Source organism: Streptomyces graminofaciens (assembly GCF_030294945.1).
Taxonomy (GTDB): domain Bacteria; phylum Actinomycetota; class Actinomycetes; order Streptomycetales; family Streptomycetaceae; genus Streptomyces; species Streptomyces graminofaciens.
On sequence record NZ_AP018448.1, the window covers coordinates 3,098,388 to 3,124,082 of the forward strand.

The following is a 25,695-nucleotide window of genomic DNA, read 5'->3' on the forward strand; positions in this document are numbered from 1 at the left end:
GGCTGCGCTCGGGCAGCGAAGGCGCCTACGGCTTGAAATGTTCTTTGAAACGTTTCAATACCTTACAAGCGGTAAGCTTACGAACAACCTCGGCCGAAAAGCAATGGCCTGCGCGGGGAGGACGCCGACGGGAGGTCGGCGTCCCTCGGCGACGGGAGGTCGGCGTCCCTCGGCGACGGGAGGTCGGCGTCCCTCGGCGACGGGAGGTCGGCGTCCCTCGGTGATGGCTGCCGACAGGCAGGCCGTCGATGACGCGGCTCAGCCCTGGTCGGCGAGGTGGCGGGTGAACCAGTCCTTGTCCGCGCCCGTGACGTTGACGAGCCGCTTGGCGATGTCGGGCAGCGGGATCAGGCGGTTTGGCCGTAGTCGTCCGGGTCGGGCGGGCCGTCGCCGCGCAGAGGGGTATTAGCTGCTTGCCAAGGAGCGTGTACGAGGTCGGCTCACTCCCGCTCAGTCCACAGGAACGGTGAAGTCGACGTTCGAGTGCGGGTCGTAGGTCTCGGGCCGGAGGCCGAGTCCATGGGAGGGGAGCGTTGTTCGCCTCTCCGTCACCGCCGGTCGCGGCGGGGCGGCACCGGTGCGATCCGGATGCCGCCCCGCGGGTGAGCGCCGACGGCCCGGGGACCGCGGTCACCCGGGCCGCCGACATGGGAGTCATCCTCACGTCGACCTGCTGAATCGCTTCGTCGAGCGACAGCCAAGGGTCGTTCCGACACCAGGTGAGCAGTGGTCGGCGCCGGCTCCAGCGGGATGCCGGACGGTCTGTCCGCCGGGCCTCAGCCCGTCTGCTGCAGGGCGGAGGGTCGCTCCATGGCGTTGTCCAGATGAGTGATGACGGCCGGCACGTCATCACTCTCGGTGCTCCGGATCAGCTGCAGGGCCGGTCGGACGAGGCCGCTCGGCCGCGCTATCAACCGTGCGAGCACGGCGGCCCGGACCTCGAGCCGCTCGATGGTGGCCTCGCGCTCCTCTTCGTTCTGGCCGGCAAGCAGGACGGCGTTGTACCAAGCCTCCTCACGGGACTGACGCACACTGAAGTCGAGGATGCGCTCGTCGGTGCGGGCTCCGACCCGATCCAGCAGTGACAGGAGCAGCGAGAGGGCGCCGACCGAGTCCTGCACCACCAGCACCACCCGCGCAAGGATGTCGTTGATCAGCAGAAAGTCGCGCCGTAGCGCGTGTATGGCCTCGCCCGGGCTGGTCCGCGCGGCGGCGACGGCCAGGTCGAGGTTGATGTGCGCGTTCACGCCGAGCAGCAGGTGCTGGACGATGACGGTGTCGGCGTCGTCCAGCAGCCCGAACGCCTCGCGCCAACAACGCGGCCCGCTCCGGTCACGACGCCAGGCGTCGTACGCGTCGAAGTAGCGGTTGCCGAAGTGCGTGTCGAAACGGTCCATTCGGGCGCCGTCGTCGAACAGCCCACCGTGAATGGCCGTGCGGACCTCGACGGTCACCTGTCGGTACAGCGCCGCGAAGTACCCGACCCGGTCACCGGCGCGGCCGGCCTCCCGCACGATTTCGGCAAGCCCGTCCACGACATCGTCGATGCTCTCTGCCGCCATACCCAACTCCCCTCTCGCGGGCCCTTGTTCGGCCCGCACTCCGGCTGCTGTCCGCAGTGCCGATCACAGCCCCGTCCTACCACCGCACACCGGGAAAGGCCCCCGCCTTACGGGAACCGGGACGAGAGCCCCGCTCGCCTCCCCGCCACGACAGCGGCGCCCACCGGGGACGCCTCCGGTCGCCGACCTCCCCTCCCGGGCGACCCCGGGCGACCCGCCATCAGGTAACGCTCTGATTACGAACTCGAACACCCGCCTTCCCGCCCTCGCCGTCTCGGCCTATCTTCCGAACTCAAAACCAACCACCTGGTAAGAGTTGGACACTCGCGCCCCGGCGTCCCCGCTCATCGGCTACCCGGCCCGTCCGCGACCACGTGAGCGTCGGCTGCCGCAGCGACACCCCCGAACCGACCGGCGGAACAGGTCGCCGAACCCCTCCCACCGCACAGCAAGCCGTTGCTCACCGCACTCCGTACCGCCCGGCCATGGCGCAAGCGCCACCGTGCCGTCGCCACCGAGCCTCAGGAAGGCAGTCGACGATGACCGAACCCGCTCCGGGATTCCTCTGGGGGGCCTCCACCGCGCCGCACCAGATCGAGGGGAACAACCTCAACAGCGACTTCTGGGCGAGTGAGGCGCTCATGCCGGGCATGGAGCGCAGCGGTGACGCCTGCGACAGCTACCACCGGTACCGCGAGGACATGCGGCTCCTCGCGGACGCCGGGCTCAACGCCTACCGCTTCGGCGTCGAATGGGCCCGGATCGAGCCGGTCCCCGGGATGGTCTCGCGAGCCGAGCTCGCCCACTACCGGCGGATGATCGACACGGCCTTCGAGCTGGGCCTGACACCGGTCGTGACCCTGCACCACTTCACCAGCCCGCTCTGGTTCGCCCAGGAGGGCGGCTGGCTCGGCGACCGCGCCGTCGAGCGGTTCCGGGCGTACGCCGGCGCGGTCGCCCCGATCCTCGACGGCGTCGAGTGGGTCGTCACCATGAACGAGCCGAACATGCTGGCCATCATGATCGGCATGGCTCAGGCCATGCGGAGCCAGCAGGCGGCCGGCGAGTGGCAGAGCCCCACCGTCGACCACGAGGGCCCACGACCGCCGCTGCCGGCCCCCGACGTGAAGATCGGCGAACGGCTGGTCGCGGCGCACCACGCCGTCCGGGACGTCCTGCGCGAGCGCACCGGCGCCAAGGTCGGCTGGACGGTCGCCAACCGCGCCTTCGCCGCCCGCCCGGGGGCCGAGGAGAAGAAGCGGGAGCTGGAGTACGTCTGGGAGGACCTCTACCTGGAGGGGGCGCGCGGAGACGACTTCGTCGGCGTGCAGTCGTACTCCAGCCAGTGGGTCGGCCCGGACGGCATCGAGCCCCACCCGCCGCACCCGGACAACACGCTCGTCGGAACGGCCTACCGGCCCGACGCGCTGGGCATCGCCGTGCGGCACACCGCCGAGGTCACCGGCGGAATGCCGATCCTGATCACGGAGAACGGCATCGCCACCCGCGACGACACGCGCCGGATCGCCTACACCGGCGAGGCCCTCAAGCACCTCGAAGCGGCGATCGCCGACGGCGCTGACGTCCGCGGCTACCTGCACTGGAGCCTTCTGGACAACTACGAGTGGGGCCACTGGGCGCCGACGTTCGGGCTGGTCGAGGTCGACCGCGAGACCTTCGAGCGCCGCCCCAAGCCCAGTCTCGCCTGGCTGGGCGCGACCGCCCGCCGCGGCCTCAGCCGACCGCACTGAACACACCGGAAGGACACATCGTGCAGATCCCCGTACCCGACGTCTCGTCCCGGTCCCTGGCCGAGCTGGTCTCGTTGGCCGGGCGGCGCGCCGTCGTGACCGGCGCGGGCCGGGGTCTCGGCCGGGCCATCGCCGAGCGCCTGGCCGAAGCGGGCGCGGACGTGCTCGTCGCGGACATCGAGGACGACCTCGCCACCGCCGCCGCCGAAGACCTCGACTCCCGCGGCAAGGGCCGCGCGCTGGCCGCGCACCTGGACGTCACCGACGTCGGCAGCGTCGTGGCGGCCGCCGATCTCGCCGTTCGGGAGTTCGGCGGGGTCGACATCTGGGTCAACAACGCCGGGATCTTTCCCGGCGTTCCCGCGCTGGAGATGTCCGCCGAAGCCTGGGACGAGGTGTTCGCCGTAAACGCGCGCGGTGTCTTCCTCGGCTCCCGGGAGGCGGCCCGCCGGATGAGTGGGGGCAGGCGCGGGGGCGTCATCGTCAACGTGGTCTCCACGGCCGGTTTCCGGGGGACGGCCCCCGGGCTCGCCGCATACGTCGGGTCCAAGCACGCGGCGCGTGGCATCACCCGCCAACTCGCTCTCGAATTCGCGCCGTTCGGGATCCGGGTGCTGGGTGTCGCGCCGACGTTCGTACCGACCGAGGGGAACATGGCGGCTGCCGCCGCTGCCGGGATCCCGCTTGACGCCGAGTCCCTGATGTCCGTGATGCAGCCGGGCCCGCTCGGCCGGCTCGGTGTGCCCGACGACATCGCCCGCGTGGTGTTGTTCTGCGCGAGCGACCTCTCGGCCTTCATGACAGGCAGCACGCTTCTCGCCGACGCCGGTGAAACGATCTGATCCGCGAGCCGAAGGAATCTCATGCTTTCGCCCCGCCCCACCCCCACCCGTGACGTCGTCGGCCTCGACGGCCTCTGGCGGTTCGCCCTCGACACCCGCGTCGGCGCCGCCCCGTGGACGTCACGGCTGGCCACACCTCTCGAAGCCCCCGTCCCCGCCAGCTACAACGACCTGTTCGTGGACGCGGAGATCCGTGACCACGTCGGCGTCGTCTGGTACCAGCGCGAGGTGCGGGTGCCGCGCGGCTGGGCGGGGGAACGGGTGGTCCTGCGCTTCGGCTCCGTCACCCACGCCGCGCGGGTCTACGCGGACGACCGGCTGGTGGCCGAACACACCGGCGGCTACACGCCGTTCGAGGCCGACCTGACCGGAATCGTGCGGCCCGGCGCCGAGTTCCGGTTGACGGTCGGCGTCGACAACCGGCTCACCAACGAGACGATCCCGCCGGGGACCGTCACCACCGGCCACGACGGCCGTGAACGCCAGTCGTATCTGCACGACTTCTACAACTACGCGGGCATCGCGCGCCCGGTCCGCCTGTGCAGCACACCGCCGACCTTCGTGGAGGACATCACGGTCGTCACCGGCAGGGAGGGCGCCGCCGGCATCGTCGAGTACCGCGTGGAGACCGCCGGGGCGGCCGCCGACGTGACCGCCGTCCGGGTGCGCGCGGTCGACGAGGCGGGCCGGACCGTGGCGGAGGCGCACGGGCCCGAGGGCACGTTCCGTATCGAGGACGTCATCCTCTGGCAGCCCGGCGCCGGCCACATGTACGACCTCGTGGTGGAGCTGGTCGCCGACGGCGGGACCGGTGCGGGGGAACTCGTCGACAGCTACACCCAGCCTTTCGGTGTCCGTACCGTCGAAGTGCGGGGCACGGAGTTCCTCATCAACGGCGAACCGTTCTACTTCACCGGTTTCGGCAAGCACGAGGACACGCCCGTGCGGGGCAAGGGCCACGACGACGCCTACCTGGTCCACGACTTCCAGCTCCTTCGGTGGATCGGCGCCAACTCCTTCCGCACGTCGCACTACCCGTACGCGGAGGAGGTGCTGGACTTCGCCGACCGGCGCGGCATCGTCGTCATCGACGAGACCGCCGCCGTCGGCCTCAACCTGGGCGTCATGGGGGGCCTCACCGGCCAGGCGCCGACCCCGACCTTCGCCCCGGAGAACTTCGGCGGGACCACCCGCGACGTCCACGCCCGGCATCTGCGGGAGTTGATCGAGCGGGACAAGAACCATCCGAGCGTGGTGATGTGGTGCCTCGCCAACGAACCGGCCTCCAACGAGGACGGTGCGCGCGAGTACTTCGGGCCGCTGGTCGAGCTGGCCCGCAAGCTCGACCCGACCCGTCCCCTCACCTATTCCGCGGTCATGTTCGCGACCTCGCAGAACGACCTGATCGGTGATCTCTTCGACGTACTGAGCATCAACCGCTACTACGGCTGGTACCTCTTCACCGGCGACCTGGCGACCGCCGAGCAGGCCCTGGAACGGGACCTCCGCGGCTGGGCAGCGCGTTTCGGCAAGCCGGTCATGATGTCCGAGTACGGCGCCGACACCCAGCCCGGCCTGCACTCCGTCTGGGACACCCCGTGGAGCGAGGAGTACCAGAGCGACTACCTCGCCATGTACCACCGCGTCTTCGACCGCCTCCCCGAGTTCATCGGTGAACACGTCTGGAACTTCGCCGACTTCCAGACCTCGGCCGGCATCCACCGCGTCGACGGAAACAAGAAGGGCGTGTTCACCCGCGACCGCAGGCCGAAGACGGCCGCGTTCGCCCTCCGCCGACGCTGGCACGGCCTTGAGGGGCGCAAGCCGGGCCCCGCCGCAGACGACTGATCCCTGGTTACCGCGACATCTGAGAAAGACCGGACCACATGGACACTCCCCCTCCCCCGCTCACCGCGCACAGCACCGTCGACGCATGGCTCACCCACCCGAAAGGCGCGCCGTTCGTCCAGGCGCTGCTGGATCGGGCCGGGGTACCGCAGGACATGCTCTCCCCCGTCCGCACGCTCGCCCTCCAGCAACTCGTCGTCGTCAGCCAGGGGCAGCTGCCGCAGGCTGTCGTCGACGACATGGTGCTGCGGGTCAACGACGGGGTCATGCCCGCCGAGGACAGCTATCCGGGCGGGTGGACCGAGCGGGTCACGGCCGGGCGGTTCGACGGCAGGACCGTCATCGTCACCGGCGCGGCCTCCGGCATCGGCCGGGCGACCGCCTCGCGTGTCGCGCGGGAAGGCGGCCGTGTGATCGCCGTGGACGTGTCGGCCGAACGCCTGACGGCCTTCGCCACCTCGTTCCCCGAGGGCGCGATCGCCACCGTCGTCGGTGACATCACACGGCAGGGCGACATCGACCGGATCGTCGCGGCGGCCGACGGCCGCATCGACGCCCTCGCGAACGTGGCCGGGGTGAACGACGACTTCTCGCCGGTCCACGAGACCTCCGACGAGATCTGGGATCGCGTCATCGGCATCAATCTCACCGGCGGCTTCAAACTGTCCCGCGCGGTTCTGCCGCTCATGATCGCCGCGGGTGCCGGCTCGATCGTCAACGTCGCCTCGGAGGCGGCGCTGCGCGGCAACTCCTCGGGCACCGCGTACACCGTCTCCAAGCACGGTGTCGTCGGCCTGACCCGGTCCGCCGCCTTCATGTACGGCCCGCACGGCATCCGGGTCAACACGGTCGCACCCGGAGGCGTGGCGACCGGCATCCCGATGCCTACGCACGTGTCGCAGACGGGTTCCGCCCGGCTCGCCCCCTTCCAGCGGGCGATTCCCAGCCTGGCCACCGCCGAACAGCTGGCGGCCTCCATCACCTTTCTGCTCAGCGACGACGGCATCAACATCAACGGCGCCGTCCTCCCGTCCGACGGCGGCTGGTCGGTCCAGTAACGCCCGAACGCCGGTGGCGGCCGGCCGTCGAACGGGCCTGGCCAGGTCCCCCTTCGCCGCCGCCCACCGGTGAATCCACGAGCGCGTCCGCCGTCCCCCACCAACTGCCGCGCCACCAGGCATCCATGAGACGAAGGAGTCCTCATGCCTCACAACGATCGCGACATCGGCGTGGCCGGACATACGGCGGACGAGGCCTCGGGCACCGAGATCGAGGCCCCGCCTCCGCAGAGGGTCGGCACGGCCTACATCACCTGGATGATGATCGCCAACTTCGGGGCATCGCTGGCCCTGATGGTGCCGCTCTCCTACTCGTTGGCGGTACGGATCTCCGAACTCGCCCCCGGACGCGAGGAGTTGCTCGGATACGTCACGGGGTCCGCCCAGTTCGTCTACCTGGTCCTCAGTCCCCTGATCGGTTTCTGGAGCGACCGGACGCGGTCCCTCTTGGGCCGCAGGACCCCGTTCATGATCGTCGGGGCGGTCCTCGGTGTCGTCGCGCTCTTCGGTATCGCCGCCGCGCCCAGCGTGTCGCTGGTGGGCCTGTCGTGGGTCGTCGGCATGCTCGGCTGGTCCACGGCCAGCCAGGCCATCCAGAACATCCAGGCCGACCGGGTCCCCGAGGAGCAGCGCGGCCGTATCTCGGCCTGGACCAGTGTCACGAGCCAGATCGCACCGGTGATCGGTATCGGCATCGCGTACGCGGTGGCCTCCAGCACCCTCCTGGTGTTCCTCGTCCCGGGCCTCCTCGGAGCCGCCATGCTGGTGGCGTTCCCCCTCGTCAAGCCGGAAGGGGACTCCCGTTCCCTCGTCCGCACCGGCGATGTGACCCTCAAAAGTCTCGTCGAGAGCTACGGCTTCAACCCGCGCAAGTACCCCGACTTCGGCTGGAACTGGCTCGGCCGCTTCGTCTTCTTCATGGGCCTGTACTTCAACACCACCTTCGGCACGTTCTTCTACGCCCAGCGGCTCGACGTGCCCGTCAAGGAGGTCGCCGGTGTCGTGGCGACGATCGGGATCATCGGGGTGCTGGCGGCGGCCGGCGGCGCCATCGGGGGCGGCTTCCTCTCCGACAAGCTCGGCAGACGCAAACTGTTCACCCTGATCGGCTCGGCGATCTTCGTCGCCGGTGCCGTCACGGAGGCGTTCGCCCACTCGCTGCCCCAGCTCGTCGTCGGCGCGGTGCTGATGCAGCTCGCCATCGCGGTGTTCAGCGCCGTCGACCAGGCGATCGTGTTCGCCGTCCTCCCGGACCGGGCCCAGGCCGGCCGCTATCTCGCCGTCGTCGCGTTCGCGCAGAAGATCCCCAGCGCCCTCGCCCCGCTGATCGCCCCACTCGTCATCACCATCGGCGTCACGGACGGCGGCGACAAGAACTACACCCCGCTCTATCTGATCGGCGCGGTCCTCGCCCTGGTCGGCGGTCTGATCATCAAGCTCAAGGTCAAGTCGGTCCGGTAGCCGGGCCGGTCGGCGAGGAAGTTCACCGACTGCGAGAAGGCACGGCATGAGCGACGCACCGTACGACCTGCGCATCGACAGCGGCGGTGACCGGTTCGCCGCGTCGGGCCGCGCACCCCGCCTGTCGTGGAAGCCGCCGTCGGAGGCGGTACGCCCGCAGGGGTACGAGCACGACAGACCCTAGACGGCGAGCCGCGGCCGACGGCGACGACCGCCGCCCCGCCCGGACCGCCGACCACCGGGTGTTCGCTCCGACCGCCACGCGTCTGCGGCACCCGACGAATACCTACCATATGATAGGTTTTCATGGCCGGTTGCTGCGCACGACCTGTCCGGACCGGCTTCATCAGGGAGCACACCATGGGAGAGGCCAAAGCGCGAGGGCCGTACGCCAAGACGCCGGCCCGCCGCGCGGAGATCGTACGGGCGGCACGCGACAGCTTCGCCGAGCGGGGCTACGTCAAAGCCTCTCTGCGGGACATCGCGGAGCGGGCCGGTATCACCCACGCCGGTCTCCTCCACCACTTCCGGAACAAGGACGAGCTCCTCGCCGAAGTGCTCGCCGAGCGGGACTCCGAGGAGTGGCAGCAGGGCCTGGCCCAGGTCGACAGCCTTGACCAGCTCTCGCCCTACCTCGGCGAGCTCATTCGCCACCATCAGAAGGCGCCCGAGCTGATGCGCCTGTGGATCGAGCTCGCCGCCGCGGCCTCACGCTCGGACCACCCCGCCCACACGTACTTCGCCGATCGATACGAGCGCGGGCGCGCGCAGTTCGCCGAGGGATTCCACGACGAGGCGGCCCGCGGCCGACTGCGCGAGGGCGTCAGCCCCGAGAGCGCCGCGGTTCTCTTCCACGCCGTGCTCAACGGCCTCCAGCTGCAGTGGGTGCTCGACCAGGAACTCGACATCGTCGGACCGGTCAAGGACTTCGTGCGACTGCTTCTCGAACGGGGCGACAGCTGAGCAGGGCCCTCAACGGGCGCTTTCGCCCGGCGGGATGACGTCCCGGGCGTCGCCTCGCGAAGGGCGTCAGCCGCGGATCCCGGTCACCGCCACCACTGCACCGCGCATCGGGGAGAGCCTGCATAGGCGTGGCATGACGTGGGCGCGCCCACCGCATCGCGACGGGTCAGGACAGCGGCGCGAGCAACGGCAGGGCCCAGGCCGTGAGTGAGCGGCCTGGGCCCTGCCGTGTCCCGGCTGTGCCCGACGGGTACCGGGCTATTCGGCCCACCGCACGGAGGCCTCGACCGGGCAGCGCGTGACCCGGTGGCGCGGTGTGGTCGTGGCCCGTCCGGTGCGCAGGACCGCCAGAATCTCGTTGTCCCCGTCGGGGCCGAGTCCGGCCACCGTGCGGCCGAACTCGCCCCGCAGCGGCTGGGCCGCGTATCCGGCCTCGGTCAGGGTGAGCCAGATGTGCATCAGCGTGGCTCCCGCTTCCACGCGGTCGGCGACGGTCCGGCGCGGACCGCGCAGGACCAGCACGGCTCCGCAGTTGCGCAGCCTCCGCGCCCGTCCGCTCGCCGCCGCCGAGCCCAGCGGACGGGCCAGCGCGCGCGGTACCGCCTCACTCGTCAGGGCACGGGCGAGAGCCCCGGTCGCACCCGAGCGGTCGAGCAGGTCGCCCGGGTCCCCGAAGGAACGGCGGCCGTTCTCGCTCCGGGCGCGTTCGCGCAGCCAGGCCCGGAGTCGGGCGTCCCGCGCCGGATCGGCGGCCATGGCCGAGTCGAGCTCCGTCCGTGCGAGCCGGGCGAGGGCGGTGGGCCCGCTGACCACGTCGAGGGTGAGGTTCCGCTCGGCGCACAGCAGCTCGATCCGCTTCGCCGTGGCCTGGTCGAGAGGGGTGCGCAGCAGGTCCTCCCGGTGGGTGGCGCGCAGGCCGAGCGCTCCCTGCCGGAGGAGGACGTCGTCGCGGAGGCGGTCGCAGTGGAACCGGCCGACGGATTCGTGCGTCCCGCCCTGGTCGGCCGGCCGGGCTTCCCACTCGCCGCGCGCCAGGTAGGTCATGGAACCCAGCGCGCAGCCGACACTCTCCGCCCAGCCCAGCGGGTCCCGGTCGGCGGCGGGCCAGCGGTACGGGTCGGGTGCCAGCCGGACCGTGCGGTCGTCGAGGAGCTCGAACCGCCAAGGCTGTGCGTTGTACGCGGAAGGGGCGAGCCGGGCGCCGCCCAGCACCGTGGCGAGCCGCTCGGGCAGCGGGCGCAGGGGCTGCGGCGCGGCCGCCTCCGGGCGCGGACCGCGCCGGGCTGCGGCGCGTATCGCCCGACGGGTTCTGACGAGCTCCACCGGCATCCGCGCCCGGTGCACCAGGGCGGCCGGGCGGGACATGACCGCGGCGTGCACGTCCATGGTGACGACGTGCCGCGTTCTGCGGTTCATCAGCAGGTCCACGACCGTCCTGGTGGTCAGTGTGGCGAGGCCGAGGACGCAGTAGCCGATCTGCGGCCAGGTGCCTCCATTGGCGAACCGGTCGGCCTGGACGGGCAGGAAGTCGCTGGGGACATGGGTCCTACCGGTCCACCGCATCGATTCCCAGAGGCGGTTCTCACGGTGTGCCTCGGCGCTCGCCCTGCCGTAGAACGGCACCGGATTGCGCCGGTAGTCGAAGACGTACAGGGTCGGCTTCCCGCCGAAGTCCATGCCCGCCAGGACAGGGATGCCGCGCCGGGCCGCCCGCTCGTGCAGCTGGTACTTGACCCAGGCCGACATCGTCGGATCGATTCCGTCGAAGACGATGTGGGCGCCGTCGAGCGCCTCGTCGAGGTTCTCCAGGGTCAGCCCCTGGGGGTAGACGGTCACGTCGGCCGCGGGGTTGAGGGCGCGCACGCGGTCGGCGATCGCCTCGGGCTTGGAGCGGCCCACGTCGGCCTGTACGCAGGCCTGCCGGTTCAGGTTCGAGACGTCGAAGCGGTCGGGGTCGGCGAGCCGGAAGCGCAGCACGCCGAGCCGGGTCAGTGGCTCGACCACCCCGCCACCGCCGCCGCACCCCGCGACCAGCACGGTCGCGGCGCGTAACGCCGCCTGCTCCCGTTCGCTGATGATGTCGGCGTTGCGGCTCACGGCCTCGGCCCCGGCCGCCACCGCGTCGATGTCCGCCCGGTGGGTGTCAGTGTCCATGACCGGCTCCGTTCGCTCGGCGCTCGCCGTGGGCCCACGCCGCGACGGCGGCGGCGCGAGGCCTCGCGCCTCGGTGGTGGGAGGTGGATCGGGGGTGTGTCCGGCTCATGCGCGTTCCTGTTCCGGGTGGCTGTCGCCGTCGTCGGGGAGCGCCGGTGCGGGCCGTCGCGCCTCGGTGAGGTCGTCGGACCGGCGGGGAGCCGGCACCCGGGCGCGGTCCGCCGGTGCGGGGGCCGCTGTCGCGTAGGCGGACGTGCCGACCTGGAACCGTGCCATGTACTGGGGCTTGACCCGGGGCGGCCAGCAGTGCGGGACGAGGATGTCCAGCGCGTAGGCGCGGGCGACGAGCGCGGAGCGGTTGGGTGCCTTCAGCTTCTTCAGCATCGCGCTGATGTGGTACTCGACGCCGTGGCTGCTGAGGCCGAGCCGTGAGGCCAGCTGCTGGGTGGAGAGCCCGGCGGCCACGCCTTCCAGAACACGGCCGGGCACCTCGGCGAGCGCCGCGGGCGCCGCGGCCAGCGTGAGCGGGGGGCTGTGGACGGTGTCCGGGACGATGAGCGCGACCGCGGCGCACTCGGTGCAGTAGATGTGCAGGAGGCTGTTGAGCGCGATGCCCGTGACCAGGCAGTCCCTGTCCCTGAGGTTCCCGTCCACGAGTGTCATGGGGACGCTGAAGTCACCGTGCCGCCCCGCGACGAGCTGGGAGAAGTGTTCCTGGAGGCTCGCCCCGGCCGTCGGGTGGAAGAATCGCGACAGGGGCACTCCCCGCACCTCGGCGGGTATGAGCCGGAACTGCTCGCAGAACGCGTCGTTGGCCTCCACGACCCGGAGTTCGGTGTCGAGATGGACGATGCCCAGTGTCGCGGCGACGGCCGAGGGGATCTCGGGTGTCGGCAGATCCCGGGGTTTCTCCGTGGGGGGCTCTGGGTCCAGGTCCAGGGGCGTGACCTTGGGCAGGGTGGACAAGGCAGTACCTCTTTCGGGGGGGGGTGGCCGGAAGGGACCCGGTGCGCCGCGTTCGGCCGACGCCGGTGGACCGCCCGGTACGGGGGCGTCCTCGTCTCCTCCGTCGTGTGGGGAACTGGGGCCGTGTGGGGAAGCCGGTGGTGAGCCGGGGCTAACGGCCCGTCCGAACGTCGTTCTGTGCTCCCCGTTCGCATCCGTCGGACGGGGGTGCGGGAAAGCCGTCTGACCGCCGCGGGGGCGCAGTCATGCGAGGTCTCCTGGTGGTGCGGGGGGGATGTGTCGGTCGCGCGGTACCGCGGTGCGCAGCCGTGGGCCCGCCGGTTTCCGGGGCTGCGGCACCTGGGCTGCGGGGGCTCCGGCGACAAGCGCTTTCGGACAGGGCCGACGGAAGAGTGCCGGCGCTGGCGTGTGTGGCTAGGGGGGTGAAATGGCTGTCTCTCCTGCCCGGAGGGCCGTCGCAGGGCGGCCGGGAACAGCGTTGGGCGGGACGTGGTACCGCCCGACGGGTGATGCTGGATCAGTTTGCCTTGTTGGAGCGGTACTTGGTCAAGGGTGTCACTGTGTACAGCGACACGTACCGATCGGTATGCCACTGCGCTGTGTGTGCCGCACGGCATCCCGGCCGTCCCCGGCGCGCCGGGGACGTGCGCGGAAGCCATGACGGAACGGGGCGGCGGCGTGTCGGCGGACTGCGCACCGCGGCATTTTATAAACCCACCGGTAACAAATCCGCGTGCTTTTACGACCCGAAAGCCGCCTGCCCCTCCATCGAGCGACGGTCCGATTTGGGCGATTTTGCCGACGGAGACTAAGGGTTTCCGTAGTCGCCGCTCGCTACTTGAAGCTTGTAAGGTCGCATCGTTCTCACCGGAGAGGTCCGTTTTCCGATCGCTCGTGCGTGCCTTCATTCATGGCGTCATGAGCGACCGGTGCCGGGCTTTCTTCCGGTGCAGTGCGGGCGTCGGCCATGCCGTTTCCCAGCCCGCCCCGGTCGGCAATCCTGGAGACTGCTCGTGAGCATTGAGGCAACCATCAAGAGAATCCTGGTCGACGACCTGTTCGTGAGCGTTCCGCAGGCCGAGATCGGCCTCGACGACGGCCTTCGGGACGTCCTCGGCCTCGACTCGCTCGGATTCACCGAACTCCGCGCCCAATGTGAATATGCCTTCGGCATAACGATCTCGGACGAGGACTTCGTGCCGGAGAACTTCTCCTCGGTGCGGGACCTGACACGGCTGGTGACACGCCTCGGCGAGTCGGTCCCGGACGGAGCCGGCAGCCGATGACCGAGGTGATCGACGTCAAGGAGCGCCAGCCGAGGACCATGGGGTTCACGGAACTCAAGAGCTGGCTGCGGCACCGCCACCCGATGGTGTACCTCGACCGAATTCTGGATTACGAGCCCGGTGAATACGTGAAGAGCCTCATGGCCGTCTCCGGTCAGACGGACGCCATTTCCGGTCACTTCCCCGAGCGCGCCATCTTCCCGGCCAGCCATATGATGCAGGCGATCGCCCAGTCGGCAATCATTCTGGCCCAGCTGTCCACCTCGCCGCTGGCCGACGACGAAATCACCCTGATCGGGTCGGTCAAAGCCAGGTTCACCCATGTCGTCGTTCCCGGCGATCAAATCATCTTCAACACGACCTGCGAGAGCCTTCGTGGAAATTTCCTCACCTTCGCCTGCCGGGCGGAGGTCTCGGGCAAGCCGGTCGCCATGACCCGGGGCAGCCTGGTGCGTACCAAGGTCACAGATCTGGGTGAGCAACTGTGGTGAACCCCGATTCCCGGATCTGGGTCACGGGAATGGCGTGGACCACAGCTCTGGGATCGGCGCTCGACCCGGTTTGGGAATTACTTCTCGACGATACCTCCGGAATCACCGACGTCATCTCCCCGTTACCTCTGCGTAACATCCGGGCGGCAGTCGTGCCCGGCGTTCCGCTGGACTCCCCCGCATCGCACCGCCAGCACGAACTCACCCGCACCACACTGTCCACGGCGTTGGCGGACGCGGGGATCGAGCCGGACGACCCGGCGCTCCTGCCGGTCCTCGGGACCAGTTACGGCGCCCATCTCGACCTGACGGAAACCGCTTCCCTCTCCCAGTGGTCGGCAGCGGCCGTGCGAGACGCCGGACTGGCGGCGGAACCCGTGACGGTCACCACCGCCTGCTCCGCGGGGTCGGACGCGATCCTGACCGCTCTCGCCCTTCTCCAGGAAGGCGCCGCGGAGTTGTGTGTATGCGGTGGGGCGGATGTGCTCACCCTCGGCAAGCGGCTGGGGCATTCGCGGCTGGGCACCATGGCCCCCGACGAGCTGCGTGCCTTCGACGCGCGGCACAACGGCACGGTTCTCGGTGAGGGCGCGGCCTTCCTGGTCCTCGAAACCGCGGCGCGGGCGCGGGCCCGAGGCGCCCGCCCGCGCGGAGTCCTGGCCGGCGCGGCATCGTCGAACGACGCGGCCAGCGCCGTCGCCCCCGACCCGTCCGGCGCGAACGTCGTCCTCGCCGTCGAACGCGCCCTGCGCACAGCACACATCACCCCGGCGGACGTCTCCGTCGTCAACGCACACGGCTCCGGAACACCGGTGAACGACGACGTGGAGGCCCGGGCCTACGCCCGCCTGTTCGCCGAAGTGCCCAGTCCACCGGTCGTGTTCGCGACCAAGGGGGCGTTCGGGCACACCCTCGGCGCGACCGGCGCCATCGAGGCGGTCGCCGTGCTCCAGGCCCTCGCCACGTCGATGGCACCCCCCGTCCACGGCCTCCGGGAGCCGATCCCGCAGCTCGGTCTGCCCATTCCGGCTCGGCAGCCCATGAAGATCGACCAGGGGTACGGAATCAGCGTGACGCTCGGCTTCGGCGGCTTCAACACCTGCCTCGTCCTGCAGGGTCCGGGGAGCGCGACGCCATGAACGCACTCGCCGCCCCGCACACGTCCGGCATGAGAGTCGTCGGCGAAGGTGTCGCCGCCGCACCCGACCTGTCCGCCGCCCAGCCGAAGCGGAAGGCGTCCCTCTACGCGGACCCCCTCTCCTGGCTCGTGCTCGACGCGGTGGAGCGGGCGCTCGGCGCGTGCGGCGGGGATTTCACACCGGCGGACGCGTCGGCGAAGGAGGCCGTGGGGCACATCGCCGTGAGCGATCAGTGCACCACGCACACCATGCGGCAACTGGCCGAGGCGATTCCGGCGGGCCGTATCTCGCCGCTGCGCTTCTCGGGGGCGAATCCCGGCTCGATCTGCAGCCTCCCCTGCCAGCTCCTCGGATTCAGCGGCCCCACCATGACCCTGTCGATGACCCCGGAGAAGGGCCTGCCACCCGCGATGGCCGTGGCCCGCGCCTGGCTGCGCCGGGGCTCCGCGACCCATGTGATCGTGACGGCCCACCGGGCGGACGCATCGGGTCACCGCGTCACCAGCACGATCCTCACCTCGGACACGACGGCAGGACTGAAGTGAAGACCGTTGGCACCCTCGAGGCGAGCGCCGTACAGCACTTCCTCGACCACCTCGTCCAGGCCGACCGGCCCGAGGCGCGGCTCCCGACGCTCGACACCGTGGTGGACGAACTGCGCACGCTCGGCGTCGAGCCCGGACGGACCGTCATGGTGGCGATGCCGAACGGCGGGGCGTTCACCGTCGTGGTGCTGGCCCTGCTGGCCCACGGCGCGGTTCCGGCGCTCCTGCCGCCGTCGGCTCCGCCGTCCAGGATCGAACGGATGGCCAGGGCCCTCGGAGCGGACGCCATCGTCGCGCCGCGCATTCCGGCCGAGTTGCTCAGCGGCGAGGCTGCTCGCTCCATCGGCGGGATCGCCCAGTTCGCGACGCTGCCCGGCGCGGACACCCGCCTCCACCGCCCCGGCGAGATCATCCTCCTCACCTCCGGTACCTCCGGCGTGTTCAGCGGCTGTCTGCACCACGTCGACTCCCTGCTCCGCAACGCGGCCCGCCACGCGGGGTCGATCGGCCAGACCACCGACGACACCGTCCTGATCAACCTCCCCATGCACTACTCGTACGCGTTCGTCGCCCAGCTGCTCGGGACCCTCGTCTCCGGGGGCAGAGCGGTGATCGCGGGCCCGCCGTTCACCCCGGCGAGCTACCGGCGGACCATCGAGGAGTACGGGGTCACGGTGTCCTCGCTGACGCCGGCACTGGTCGAGACATGGCGCCGGGCGGGCCGCCCGCTCCCTGCCGACCTGCGTCGGCTCACCGTCGGCGGTGACGCGTTCGATGCCCTGTCCGCGGCGGACCTGCTGGCGCACAACCCCGGCCTCGAGCTCTACCTCACCTACGGCCTCACCGAGGCGGGCCCCCGTGTGTCCACACTGGCCGCCCACCTGGAGCCGCCCCGGCGCCACACCTCGGTGGGACTCCCGCTTCCCGGTGTGGAGGTCCGCCTGCGCACGGAGAGCCCGGGGGACCGGGTCGGCGAGCTGATCGTCGAAACCGACACGGCGATGCTCCGCAGAGTCGGACGGAGGGAGACGAGCACACGGCCCGACGGCGGCGGGCCGACGACCGGGGACACCGGGACCACGATCGGCTCCTCGGGCCCGGTGAGGACCGCGATCGGCACCGGCGACCTCTTCGAGATGGACGACGACGGCTATCTCTTCTTCCGTGGCCGACGCCCGAGCTATGTCATCAGCCGCGGCGAGAAGGTCTCGCTGCGGTCGGTCTGCGAGATAGCCGAGACGCTCCCCGGCGTACAGGGAGCACAGGCGTGGACCCACGAGAACGACGCGGGTGATGTCGTCTTCACCCTCGATGTCTACTGCGCGGACGACTCCGTCGACGACCAGGAGATCCGGCGGCGGCTCGCGAAGGTCCTGCTCCGCAGCGAGCAGCCGGCCCGTGTGCTGGTCCACCCGGCCGCCCACCTGGGCTGGCGCAAGTCCGTTGCCAAGTAGCGAAGGATGACCATGGAACTCCAGAACCCACCCCTGGTTGTCTCGGGGGATTCCCCTCAAGCGCTCGCGGCCGAGGCCGACCGGCTCCGCGAGAAGGTCGAGGCGACACCGGACGAGGCGCTGCCGGACCTGGGACACCGTCTGCTGACGACGGCTCACGCCGACCACCGCGGCGCGGTCCTCGCGACGGACCGGGACGGACTTCTGCACGGACTCACCGCTCTGGCCCAGGGCCGCCCCACCCGGGGCGTCCTCACCGGAACCGCCGGCACGGCCCGGCGACCGGTCCTCGTCTTCCCCGGCCAGGGCTCCGTCCAACCCGGCATGGCGACGGAACTGCTCGCCTCCTCACCCGAGTTCAGGGGCCGTGTCGAGAACTACGGAAGGGCGCTGTCGGCCCGTCTGGACGGCTGGGACCCGGCCGCCGCGCTCACCGCCGGAGAGGAACTCACCCGGCTCGGCACCATCCAGCCGGTCCAGTTCGCCCTGTCCTGCGCCCTCGCGGACTCCTGGCGCGCCCACGGGCTCAAGGAGGCGGCGGTCGTCGGACACTCCGTCGGCGAGATCGCCGCCGCCCACGCCTGCGGAGCGCTGGACACCGAGGACGCCGCACGGCTGCTCGTGCTGTACGGCACGGCCCTGACCCGTATCGAGGGCCGGGGTGCCATGGCGTCGATCGCCGCGCCCGTCGACAGGATCGGCCCGCTGATCGACCGGTGGAGCGGCCGGCTCGGTGTCGCGGCCGTCAACAGCGCCCGGAACGTGACGGTCAGCGGTGACATCGACGCCGTGGAGGAGCTCCTCGCGGAGCTCACCGAGCAGGGGATCTGGGCCTGGAAGGTGCCCGGCATCGACGTCGCCGGCCACTCGCCCCAGGTCGACGGGTTGCGGGAGCTGATGGCCGAGGAGGCGCCGCACGCGCCGTCCGGCCCTTCGCGCGCCTCGTTCTACTCCACCGCCACGGGTACGCGGCTCGACGACACGGGCCTGACCGGCGACTACTGGTACCGGTCGATGCGCGGCACCGTCCTGTTCGAGCAGGCCGTACGCGCGCTCATCGACGACGGCCACCGGCTCTTCATCGAGGTGAGCGCCCATCCCACGCTCACCACGGTCATCGGCGAGACCCTCCGGGCAGCGGGCGTCACCGGCGCCGTCGTCCCCACACTGGACCACCGCAGGAGCGACAGGGAAAGCTTCCTCCAGGCGCTCACCCACGCGTTCGTCAACGGGGTGCCGGTCAGCTGGGAGACGGCGTACGAACGGGTCGTCAGCCGGCCTCGGGTGACGGTGACGCACACGGATGCGGAGCCGGTGGAGGCGGACGCGGGCCGGCAGCGGCAGACTCCGGGCACCGAGCCCGCCGGTCTGCTCGACATCGCCGCCCTCCGGGACGCCTCGCCGGACAGACAGCGCGAGACACTCGTCGACCTGATCGCCACGGAGACCGGCAGGGTGCTGGGGCACGGCTTCGGCGCGGGCACCCAGACCTTCCTGGAGATCGGATTCACCTCGCTCGGCGTGGTCGAGCTGACCGCCGCCCTCGCGGCGGCCACCGGCCTCGACCTGCCGACCACCCTCGTCTTCGACCACCCCACACCGGCGGCGCTCGCCGAGCACCTGCGGCACGAACTCGGCCTCGCGACCGAGGACCCGGCGGCCGGAGGGGCCGACGCGCGCGCCCGCCGCACCCGGCGCGGCCCGTCGGACGAGCCGATCGCGATCGTCGGCATCGGGTGCCGCTACCCGGGCGGGGTGACCGACGCGGAATCCCTGTGGGACCTGGTGGCGGCCGGGCGTGACGTGATCGGTGAGCACCCCGCCGACCGGGGCTGGGACACGGACGGCCTGTACGACCCCACGCCCGGGGAACTGGGGAAGATCTCCTCCCGCAACGGCGGCTTCCTGTACGACGCCGCGGACTTCGACGCGGGCTTCTTCGGACTCTCGCCTCGTGAGGCGACGGCGATGGAACCGCAGCAGCGGCTGCTGCTCGAAGTGTCGTGGGAGGCTATCGAGCACGCCGGCATCGACCCCGACACCCTGCGCGGCACGAGCACCGGGGTCTTCGCCGGGGTGATCTCCCAGGAGTACGGCCCCCGCCTCCACCAGGCCTCCGACGACGTGGCCGGCCATGCCTTCATGGGTACCGCGCTCTGTGTCGCCTCGGGCCGGGTCGCGTACACCCTGGGGCTCGAAGGGCCGGCGATCACCCTCGACACCGCCTGCTCCTCCTCCCTCGTGGCGATCCACCAGGCCTGCCAGGCGCTCCGCGACGACGACTGCGAACTGGCGCTGGCCGGCGGGGCGACCGTGATGTCCGGCCCCGGTGTGCTCGTCGAGTTCTCCCGGCAGCGGGTCCTCTCCCCCGACGGCCGCTGCAAGGCCTTCTCCGCGTCCGCCGACGGCATCGGCCTCGCCGAAGGCGTCGGCATGGTGGTGCTGGAGCGCCTGTCGGACGCCAGGGCCAACGGCCACCCGGTCCTGGCGGTGATCCGGGGCAGCGCGGTCAACCAGGACGGCGCCTCCAACGGCCTGTCCGCGCCCAGCGGTTCCGCACAGCAGCGGGTCATCCGGCACGCCCTGGCCAACGCCGGGCTGACACCGCAGGACATCGACGTGATCGAGGCCCACGGCACCGGAACCCGCCTCGGCGACCCCATCGAGGCCCACGCGCTGCTGGCCACCTACGGACGCGAGCGGCCCGAGGAACGACCGGTGCTGCTGGGGTCGGTGAAGTCCAACATCGGCCACACGCAGGCCGCCGCGGGCGTGGCGGGCCTGATCAAGCTGGTGATGGCCCTCCGGCACGGGCAGCTGCCCCGCAGCATCCACATCGACGCGCCCTCCCCGCACATCAACTGGTCCTCCGGCGCCGTCCGGCTGCTCACCGAACAGCAGGACTGGCCGGAGGCCGACAACCGCCCCCGGCGCGCCGCCGTGTCCTCCTTCGGGGTCTCGGGCACCAACAGCCATCTGATCCTGGAACAGGCACCCGACCCCGCGGGCCTCGCTCCCGAGCGCCGCGCCGACCCGTCCACCGAGGTGATGTGGACCGTCTCGGCGAAGACCGGGACGGCGCTGCGGGCCCAGGCCGCCCGACTGCGCCGCCATCTCGTCGACCGGCCCGACCTCGACCCCGTGGACGTGGCGCACGCGCTGGCCACCACCCGCAGCCGGTTCGCCCACCGGGCCGTCGCCTGGGGACGCTCCCGCGACGAACTCCTCGACGCGCTGGGCGCGTTGGGCGACCAGCGCGACCACCCCGGCCTGGTCCAGGGCGCGGTGCCCGCCTCGGGCCCCGGGAAGGTCGTGTTCGTCTTCCCGGGCCAGGGCTCGCAGTGGCCCGGCATGGGCATGGAGCTGTACGACGCGTACCCGGTCCACCGTCAGGCCCTCGACCGCGCCGACGAGGCGCTGCGGCCGTACACAGGGTGGTCGGTCGTGGATGTGCTGCGCGGCGCGCCGGGCGCGCCCGCCCTGGACCGGGTCGACGTCGTCCAGCCCGCGCTGTTCGCGGTGATGACCTCGCTCGCCCGCCTGTGGCAGTCCTTCGGTGTCGTCCCGGACGCCGTCGTGGGGCACTCCCAGGGCGAGATCGCCGCCGCCCACATCGCCGGTGCCCTCACCCTGCCCGACGCGGCCCGGCTGGTCGCCCTGCGTGCCCAGGCCCTGGTGGAGCTGTCCGGCACCGGCGCCATGGCCACCGTCGGTCTGCCCGCCGACCGGGCCGGGGAACTCCTCGCCGCGTACGGCGGCCGGATCGGTGTCGCCGCCGTGAACAGCCCCGCCTCCACCGTCGTCGCCGGCGACACCGACGCCGTGACCGACCTGCTGCGCCACTGCGAGGCCGAGGGCATACGGGCCCGGCGCATCGACGTCGACTACGCCAGCCACTCCCGGCACATCGACCCCCTCCGCGACGGCCTCCTCGAACGGCTCGCCGACATCACCCCCCGGCCCACCACCGTCGCCTTCCACAGCACGGTCGACGGCCGCCTCCAGGACGGCCCGCTCGACGGCGGCTCGCTGGACGCCGCGTACTGGTACGCCAACCTCCGCGACACCGTCCGCCTCACCGACACCCTCCGGTCGCTGGCCGGGCAGGGCCACCGCACCTTCCTGGAGTGCAGCCCGCACCCGGTCCTCGTGCCGCCGATCGAGGAGACCCTCGACACCACCGCGCTCGTCACCGGCACCCTGCACCGCGCCAAGCCCCAGACCGGCACGCTCACCGCCGCCAGGGCACGTCTGCACGCGCACGGCCACGCCCTGGACCAGAACGCCGGGCACTCGACGGCCGGTCATGTCGATCTGCCCACGTATCCCTTCGAGCACCGCCGCCACTGGCTCACCGCCGCGCCGACCGCGGACGTGGCGACGGCGGGGCAGCGCACCTCCGAGCACCCGCTGCTGGGCGCGGTGATCGACCTCCCCGACGGCGAGGGGCTGCTGCTGACCGGCCGGGTCGGCCTGGACACCCAGCCCTGGCTCGCCGACCACGCGGCCACCGGAGTCGTCCTCGTCCCGGGCACCGGCTACGTCGACATGGCCCTGCACGCGGCCCGTCTGGCGGGCAGCCCCCACATCGCCGAACTGGCCCTCCACGCACCGATGGTGCTGACCGAGCAGGACGCCCTGGACCTGCAGCTGCGGATCGGGCCTGCCGACGAGCACGGCCACCGGCCGCTGACCCTGCACGCCCGCACCCACGGCACGGACGACACCGCCCCGCCCCCCTGGACCCTGCACGCCACAGCCCGGCTGAGCGAGGAGCCGTCCGGGCCGCCCCCCGAGGCCGGCCCCTCCTCCTGGCCGCCCGCCGACGCCGACCCGATCGACCTGGCCGCCCTGCGCGCCGGTCTCGCCGCGGCCGGCTACGACTACGGCCCGGCCTTCGGCGGCCTGCGCACCGCCTGGCGCCAGGGCGAGCACTTCTACGCCGAGGTCCACCTGCCCGAGGGCCTCGCGGCCACCGGCCACGCCCTGCACCCGGCGCTGCTCGACGCCGCGCTGCACCCCATCGCCGTACCGGACACCGCGGCCGACCCGGCCGACGGAAGGACCGGGCCGAGGCTGCCCTTCACCTTCGGCGGCATCACCCACACCGGGACCGCCACCACACGGCTGCGCGTCCATCTGCGCCTCGTCAAGCCCGACACCGTCGCCGTGACCGCCACCGACGACACGGGCGCCCCCGTCCTGACCGTCGAGGCGCTCACCCTGCGGGCCACCGCCGGTGACCATCTGCGCCGCCTGCTGCGCACCGGTCCCGAGCACGATCTGCTGCGCCTGGACTGGACCGCTTCGCCCACCGACCCGGTCGGCCCCGGCGACACCGGTACGTGGGCGCTGCTCGACCCGGGCCCCGAGCCGGCCGCCGCCTTCGGCGACTTGCCCCGCTACGCCGATCTGTCCGCGCTGACCGCGGCCGTCGACGCGGGGGCCGCACCGCCCGAGACCGTCGTCTGGGCGCTGCCCGCACCCGACCCGGCCGACATGAAGGACCTGCCCGACGCCGTGCGCGCCCGTTGCCAGGAGGTCCTGGACCTCCTCCAGGGCTGGCTCGCCCACGACAGGCTCACCCGGACCGTGCTGGCGGTCGTCACCCGGGGCGCCGTCGCCACCGGACCCCACGACGTGCCGAGCCTGGTACACGGCCCGGCGTGGGGCCTGCTGCACAGCGCCCAGAACGAGAACCCCGGCCGGATCGTCCTGATCGACACCGACCACCACCCCGACACCCCGGCCGCGCTCTCGGCCGTACTGGCCGCCGGTCACCCGCAGTCGGCCGTCCGGGGCGGACAGGCGTACATCCCCCATCTGGCGCGGACCGCCACGGCCGAGCTGCTCACACCGCCCGCCGACACGCCCCTGTGGCGGCTGGACACCACCGGCGGCGGCGGGCTCGACGACCTCGCTCTGCTCCCGGCCCCCGAGGCCGAAGCCCCGCTGCGGCCCGGCCAGGTCCGGGTCGACGTACGGGCCGCCGGCGTCAACTTCTACGACACCGCCGCCGCCCTCGGTCTCATCGCCGTCCAGCACGACTCCGGGGCCGAGGCCGCCGGTGTCGTCACCGAGGCCGGGCCGGGCGTGGACCTCGCCGTGGGGGACCGGGTCGCCGTCCTGACGGAGAAGGCCTTCGGCCCGGTCGTCGTGGCCGACCGCCGCATGGTGACCCGGATCGCCGACGACTGGTCCTTCGCCGAGGCCGCCAGTGTGCCCGTGGCCTTCGTCACCGCCTACCACGCCCTCGTGGACCTCGCCGGGATCCGGCCCGGCGAGACGGTCCTGATCCACGCCGCCGCCGGTGGCGTCGGTCAGGCAGCCACCCAACTCGCCCGCCATCTGGGCGCGGTGCCCCTCGCCACCGCCCACCCCGACAAGTGGGACACCCTGCGCGGCCTCGGCTACGCCGAGGAGCACATCGCCAACTCGCGCACGCTCGACTTCGCCGAACGCTTCCGGGAGGTCACCGGCGGGCGCGGCGTGGACGTCGTGCTCAACGCCCTGGCGGGCCCGTTCACCGACGCGTCACTGGACCTCGTGGCCGCCGGGGGCCGGTTCATCGAGCTGGGCAAGACCGACATCCGGGACGCCGGGCAGCTGGCCGCCACCCACTCGCACCTCGCCTACCGGGCCTTCGACCGGCGCGACAGCGCGAGCCCCGAACGCACCGAGGAGATCCTCGCCGAGCTGCGCCGCCTGTTCGACGACGCAGTGCTGACGCCGCTGCCGGTCACGGCCTACGGGATCGGGCAGGCCGCCGACGCCTTCCGGCTGATGCGGGACGCCCGCCACACCGGCAAGATCGTGCTCACCCTGCCCCGCCCCCTGGACCCCGACGGCACCGTCCTGATCACCGGCGGCACCGGCACCCTCGGCGGACTGCTCGCCCGGCACCTCGTCACCGCGCACGGCGCCCGCCAACTGCTGCTGGTCAGCAGGGGCGGACCGGACGCGGCCGGAGCCGACCGGCTCAGCGCCGAACTGACCGGACTCGGCGCACAGGTCAGGATCGCCGCCTGCGACGCCGCCGACCCGGACGCGCTGCGCGGCCTCCTCGACTCGATACCGTCCGAACATCCGCTCACCGGCGTGTTCCACACGGCGGGCGTCCTAGCGGACGGCACCGTGCCCAACCTGACCCCCGACGACCTGCACCGGGTGTTCGCCCCGAAGGTCGACGCCGCCTGGCATCTGCACGAGCGGACCCGCCATCTCGACCTGGCCGCCTTCGTCCTGTACTCCTCGACCGCCGGCACCCTCGGCAACCCGGGCCAGGGCAACTACGCGGCCGCCAACACCTTCCTCGACGCCCTCGCCCGCCACCGCCGCCGCCAGGGCCTGGCCGCCACCTCGGTCGCCTGGGGCTGGTGGCAGCCGGTCACCGGCCTCACCGGCGCCCTCACCGACGCCGACAACACCCGCATCGCGCGGACCGGTCTCGCGCCCATCACCGCCGAGTACGGCCACGCCCTGCTCGACGCCGCCCTGGAACTGCCGTACGCGGCGGTCACCGCCACCCCCCTCAACCAGCAGACGCTGCGCACCAACAGCACCTACGGCACGCTGCACCCCCTTCTGGAGCGGCTGACCGCAGCGGCCGGCACCCGCCGGGCGGCCACCGTGTCCGCACCGGCCCCCGATCTGCGGGCCGACCTCGCCGATCTCGGGCCCGACGCCAGGCTGCGCCGTCTGCAGTCCCTCATCGGCACGCACGCCGCCGCCGTCCTCGGCCTCGACGCGACCACACCCCTCGCCCCCGACCAGCCGTTCAGGGAGTCCGGCTTCGACTCGCTGACGGCACTGGAGCTCCGCAACCGGCTGACCACCGCGACCGGGCTCCAACTGCCCGCCACCCTCACCTACGACCATCCGACCCCGGTCTCGCTGGCCGGCCACCTCGACGGAGAACTCTTCCCCGACTCCGGTGACGACGGGGCTCAGGCGCCGGAGGAAACCAGGATCCAGGAGGCCATCGCCGCCATCCCGCTCGCGCGCCTGCGCGAACTCGGGCTGCTCGACACCCTCCTCCAGATCGCGGGGATCGAGACCGCCCCCGGCGACGACCACGACGGCATCGAGGACATCAGGACGGCGAGCCTCGACGAACTCGTCGCGATGGCGTTCTCCGCGGAGGACGCCGAATGACGCCCCGGCCGCAGAACGGAC

The 25,695-nt window shown here is 71.9% G+C and carries 16 protein-coding genes; 13 read left to right on the forward strand and 3 right to left on the reverse strand.

Annotation, left to right across the window (positions count from 1 at the left end):
• Positions 1–776: 776 nt before the first annotated feature.
• Positions 777–1,562, reverse strand: a complete 786-nt coding sequence (locus SGFS_RS13395; protein ID WP_286250197.1) for a DUF5995 family protein — start codon at positions 1,560–1,562, stop codon at positions 777–779.
• A 539-nt stretch (positions 1,563–2,101) separates the two neighbouring features.
• On the opposite strand from SGFS_RS13395, the gene SGFS_RS13400 reads away from it, so the two are divergent.
• The 7 genes from SGFS_RS13400 to SGFS_RS13430 all read left to right on the forward strand — a co-directional run bounded on the left by SGFS_RS13400 (position 2,102) and on the right by SGFS_RS13430 (position 9,485).
• A complete protein-coding gene (locus tag SGFS_RS13400; RefSeq protein WP_286250199.1) occupies positions 2,102–3,313 on the forward strand; it encodes a glycoside hydrolase family 1 protein in 1,212 nt (403 codons plus the stop codon).
• 20 nt (positions 3,314–3,333) lie between these two features.
• Positions 3,334–4,155, forward strand: a complete 822-nt coding sequence (locus SGFS_RS13405) for an SDR family NAD(P)-dependent oxidoreductase (RefSeq protein ID WP_286250202.1) — start codon at positions 3,334–3,336, stop codon at positions 4,153–4,155.
• 21 nt (positions 4,156–4,176) lie between these two features.
• Positions 4,177–6,003, forward strand: coding sequence for a beta-glucuronidase (gene uidA, locus SGFS_RS13410; protein WP_286250204.1), 1,827 nt, complete (start codon positions 4,177–4,179; stop codon positions 6,001–6,003).
• Between the two features lie 38 nt (positions 6,004–6,041).
• Positions 6,042–7,061: an SDR family NAD(P)-dependent oxidoreductase gene (locus SGFS_RS13415; protein ID WP_350283996.1), complete on the forward strand. Its 1,020-nt coding sequence runs from the start codon at positions 6,042–6,044 to the stop codon at positions 7,059–7,061.
• Positions 7,062–7,205: 144 nt separating this feature from the next.
• Positions 7,206–8,522, forward strand: coding sequence for an MFS transporter (locus SGFS_RS13420; RefSeq protein WP_286250206.1), 1,317 nt, complete (start codon positions 7,206–7,208; stop codon positions 8,520–8,522).
• Positions 8,523–8,568: 46 nt separating this feature from the next.
• On the forward strand, positions 8,569–8,706 hold the full coding sequence (locus tag SGFS_RS13425) for a hypothetical protein (protein WP_286250207.1): 138 nt from the start codon (positions 8,569–8,571) through the stop codon (positions 8,704–8,706).
• Between the two features lie 176 nt (positions 8,707–8,882).
• Positions 8,883–9,485 (forward strand): TetR/AcrR family transcriptional regulator, encoded by a 603-nt coding sequence (locus tag SGFS_RS13430; protein WP_286250208.1) that lies wholly within the window; start codon positions 8,883–8,885, stop codon positions 9,483–9,485.
• 258 nt (positions 9,486–9,743) lie between these two features.
• Here SGFS_RS13430 and SGFS_RS13435 read toward each other — a convergent pair whose 3' ends face one another.
• Positions 9,744–11,639, reverse strand: coding sequence for a ThiF family adenylyltransferase (locus SGFS_RS13435; RefSeq protein WP_286250209.1), 1,896 nt, complete (start codon positions 11,637–11,639; stop codon positions 9,744–9,746).
• 105 nt (positions 11,640–11,744) lie between these two features.
• A complete protein-coding gene (locus tag SGFS_RS13440) occupies positions 11,745–12,605 on the reverse strand; it encodes a LuxR C-terminal-related transcriptional regulator (RefSeq protein WP_286250210.1) in 861 nt (286 codons plus the stop codon).
• A 1,013-nt stretch (positions 12,606–13,618) separates the two neighbouring features.
• On the opposite strand from SGFS_RS13440, the gene SGFS_RS13445 reads away from it, so the two are divergent.
• From SGFS_RS13445 to SGFS_RS13470, 6 genes are all read left to right on the forward strand, one after another.
• Positions 13,619–13,891 (forward strand): acyl carrier protein, encoded by a 273-nt coding sequence (locus SGFS_RS13445; RefSeq protein WP_286250213.1) that lies wholly within the window; start codon positions 13,619–13,621, stop codon positions 13,889–13,891.
• Complete coding sequence (locus SGFS_RS13450; protein WP_286250214.1) at positions 13,888–14,382, forward strand: 3-hydroxyacyl-ACP dehydratase FabZ family protein; 495 nt, start codon at positions 13,888–13,890, stop codon at positions 14,380–14,382. Before SGFS_RS13445 ends, SGFS_RS13450 begins: the two co-directional genes overlap by 4 nt.
• A 152-nt stretch (positions 14,383–14,534) precedes the next feature.
• The gene (locus tag SGFS_RS13455) at positions 14,535–15,521 is read left to right on the forward strand and encodes a beta-ketoacyl synthase N-terminal-like domain-containing protein (RefSeq protein WP_350283997.1); all 987 of its coding nucleotides are present in this window, start codon (positions 14,535–14,537) and stop codon (positions 15,519–15,521) included.
• Positions 15,518–16,066 carry a coronafacic acid synthetase gene (locus SGFS_RS13460; RefSeq protein ID WP_286250218.1) on the forward strand — a complete coding sequence of 183 codons (549 nt, stop codon included), beginning with the start codon at positions 15,518–15,520 and terminating at the stop codon, positions 16,064–16,066. Before SGFS_RS13455 ends, SGFS_RS13460 begins: the two co-directional genes overlap by 4 nt.
• A complete protein-coding gene (locus SGFS_RS13465) occupies positions 16,063–17,520 on the forward strand; it encodes a class I adenylate-forming enzyme family protein (protein WP_286250220.1) in 1,458 nt (485 codons plus the stop codon). The genes SGFS_RS13460 and SGFS_RS13465 overlap by 4 nt, the downstream gene beginning before the upstream one ends.
• A gap of 12 nt (positions 17,521–17,532) precedes the next feature.
• Positions 17,533–25,674: a type I polyketide synthase gene (locus tag SGFS_RS13470; RefSeq protein WP_286250221.1), complete on the forward strand. Its 8,142-nt coding sequence runs from the start codon at positions 17,533–17,535 to the stop codon at positions 25,672–25,674.
• The last annotated feature ends 21 nt before the right edge of the window (positions 25,675–25,695 follow it).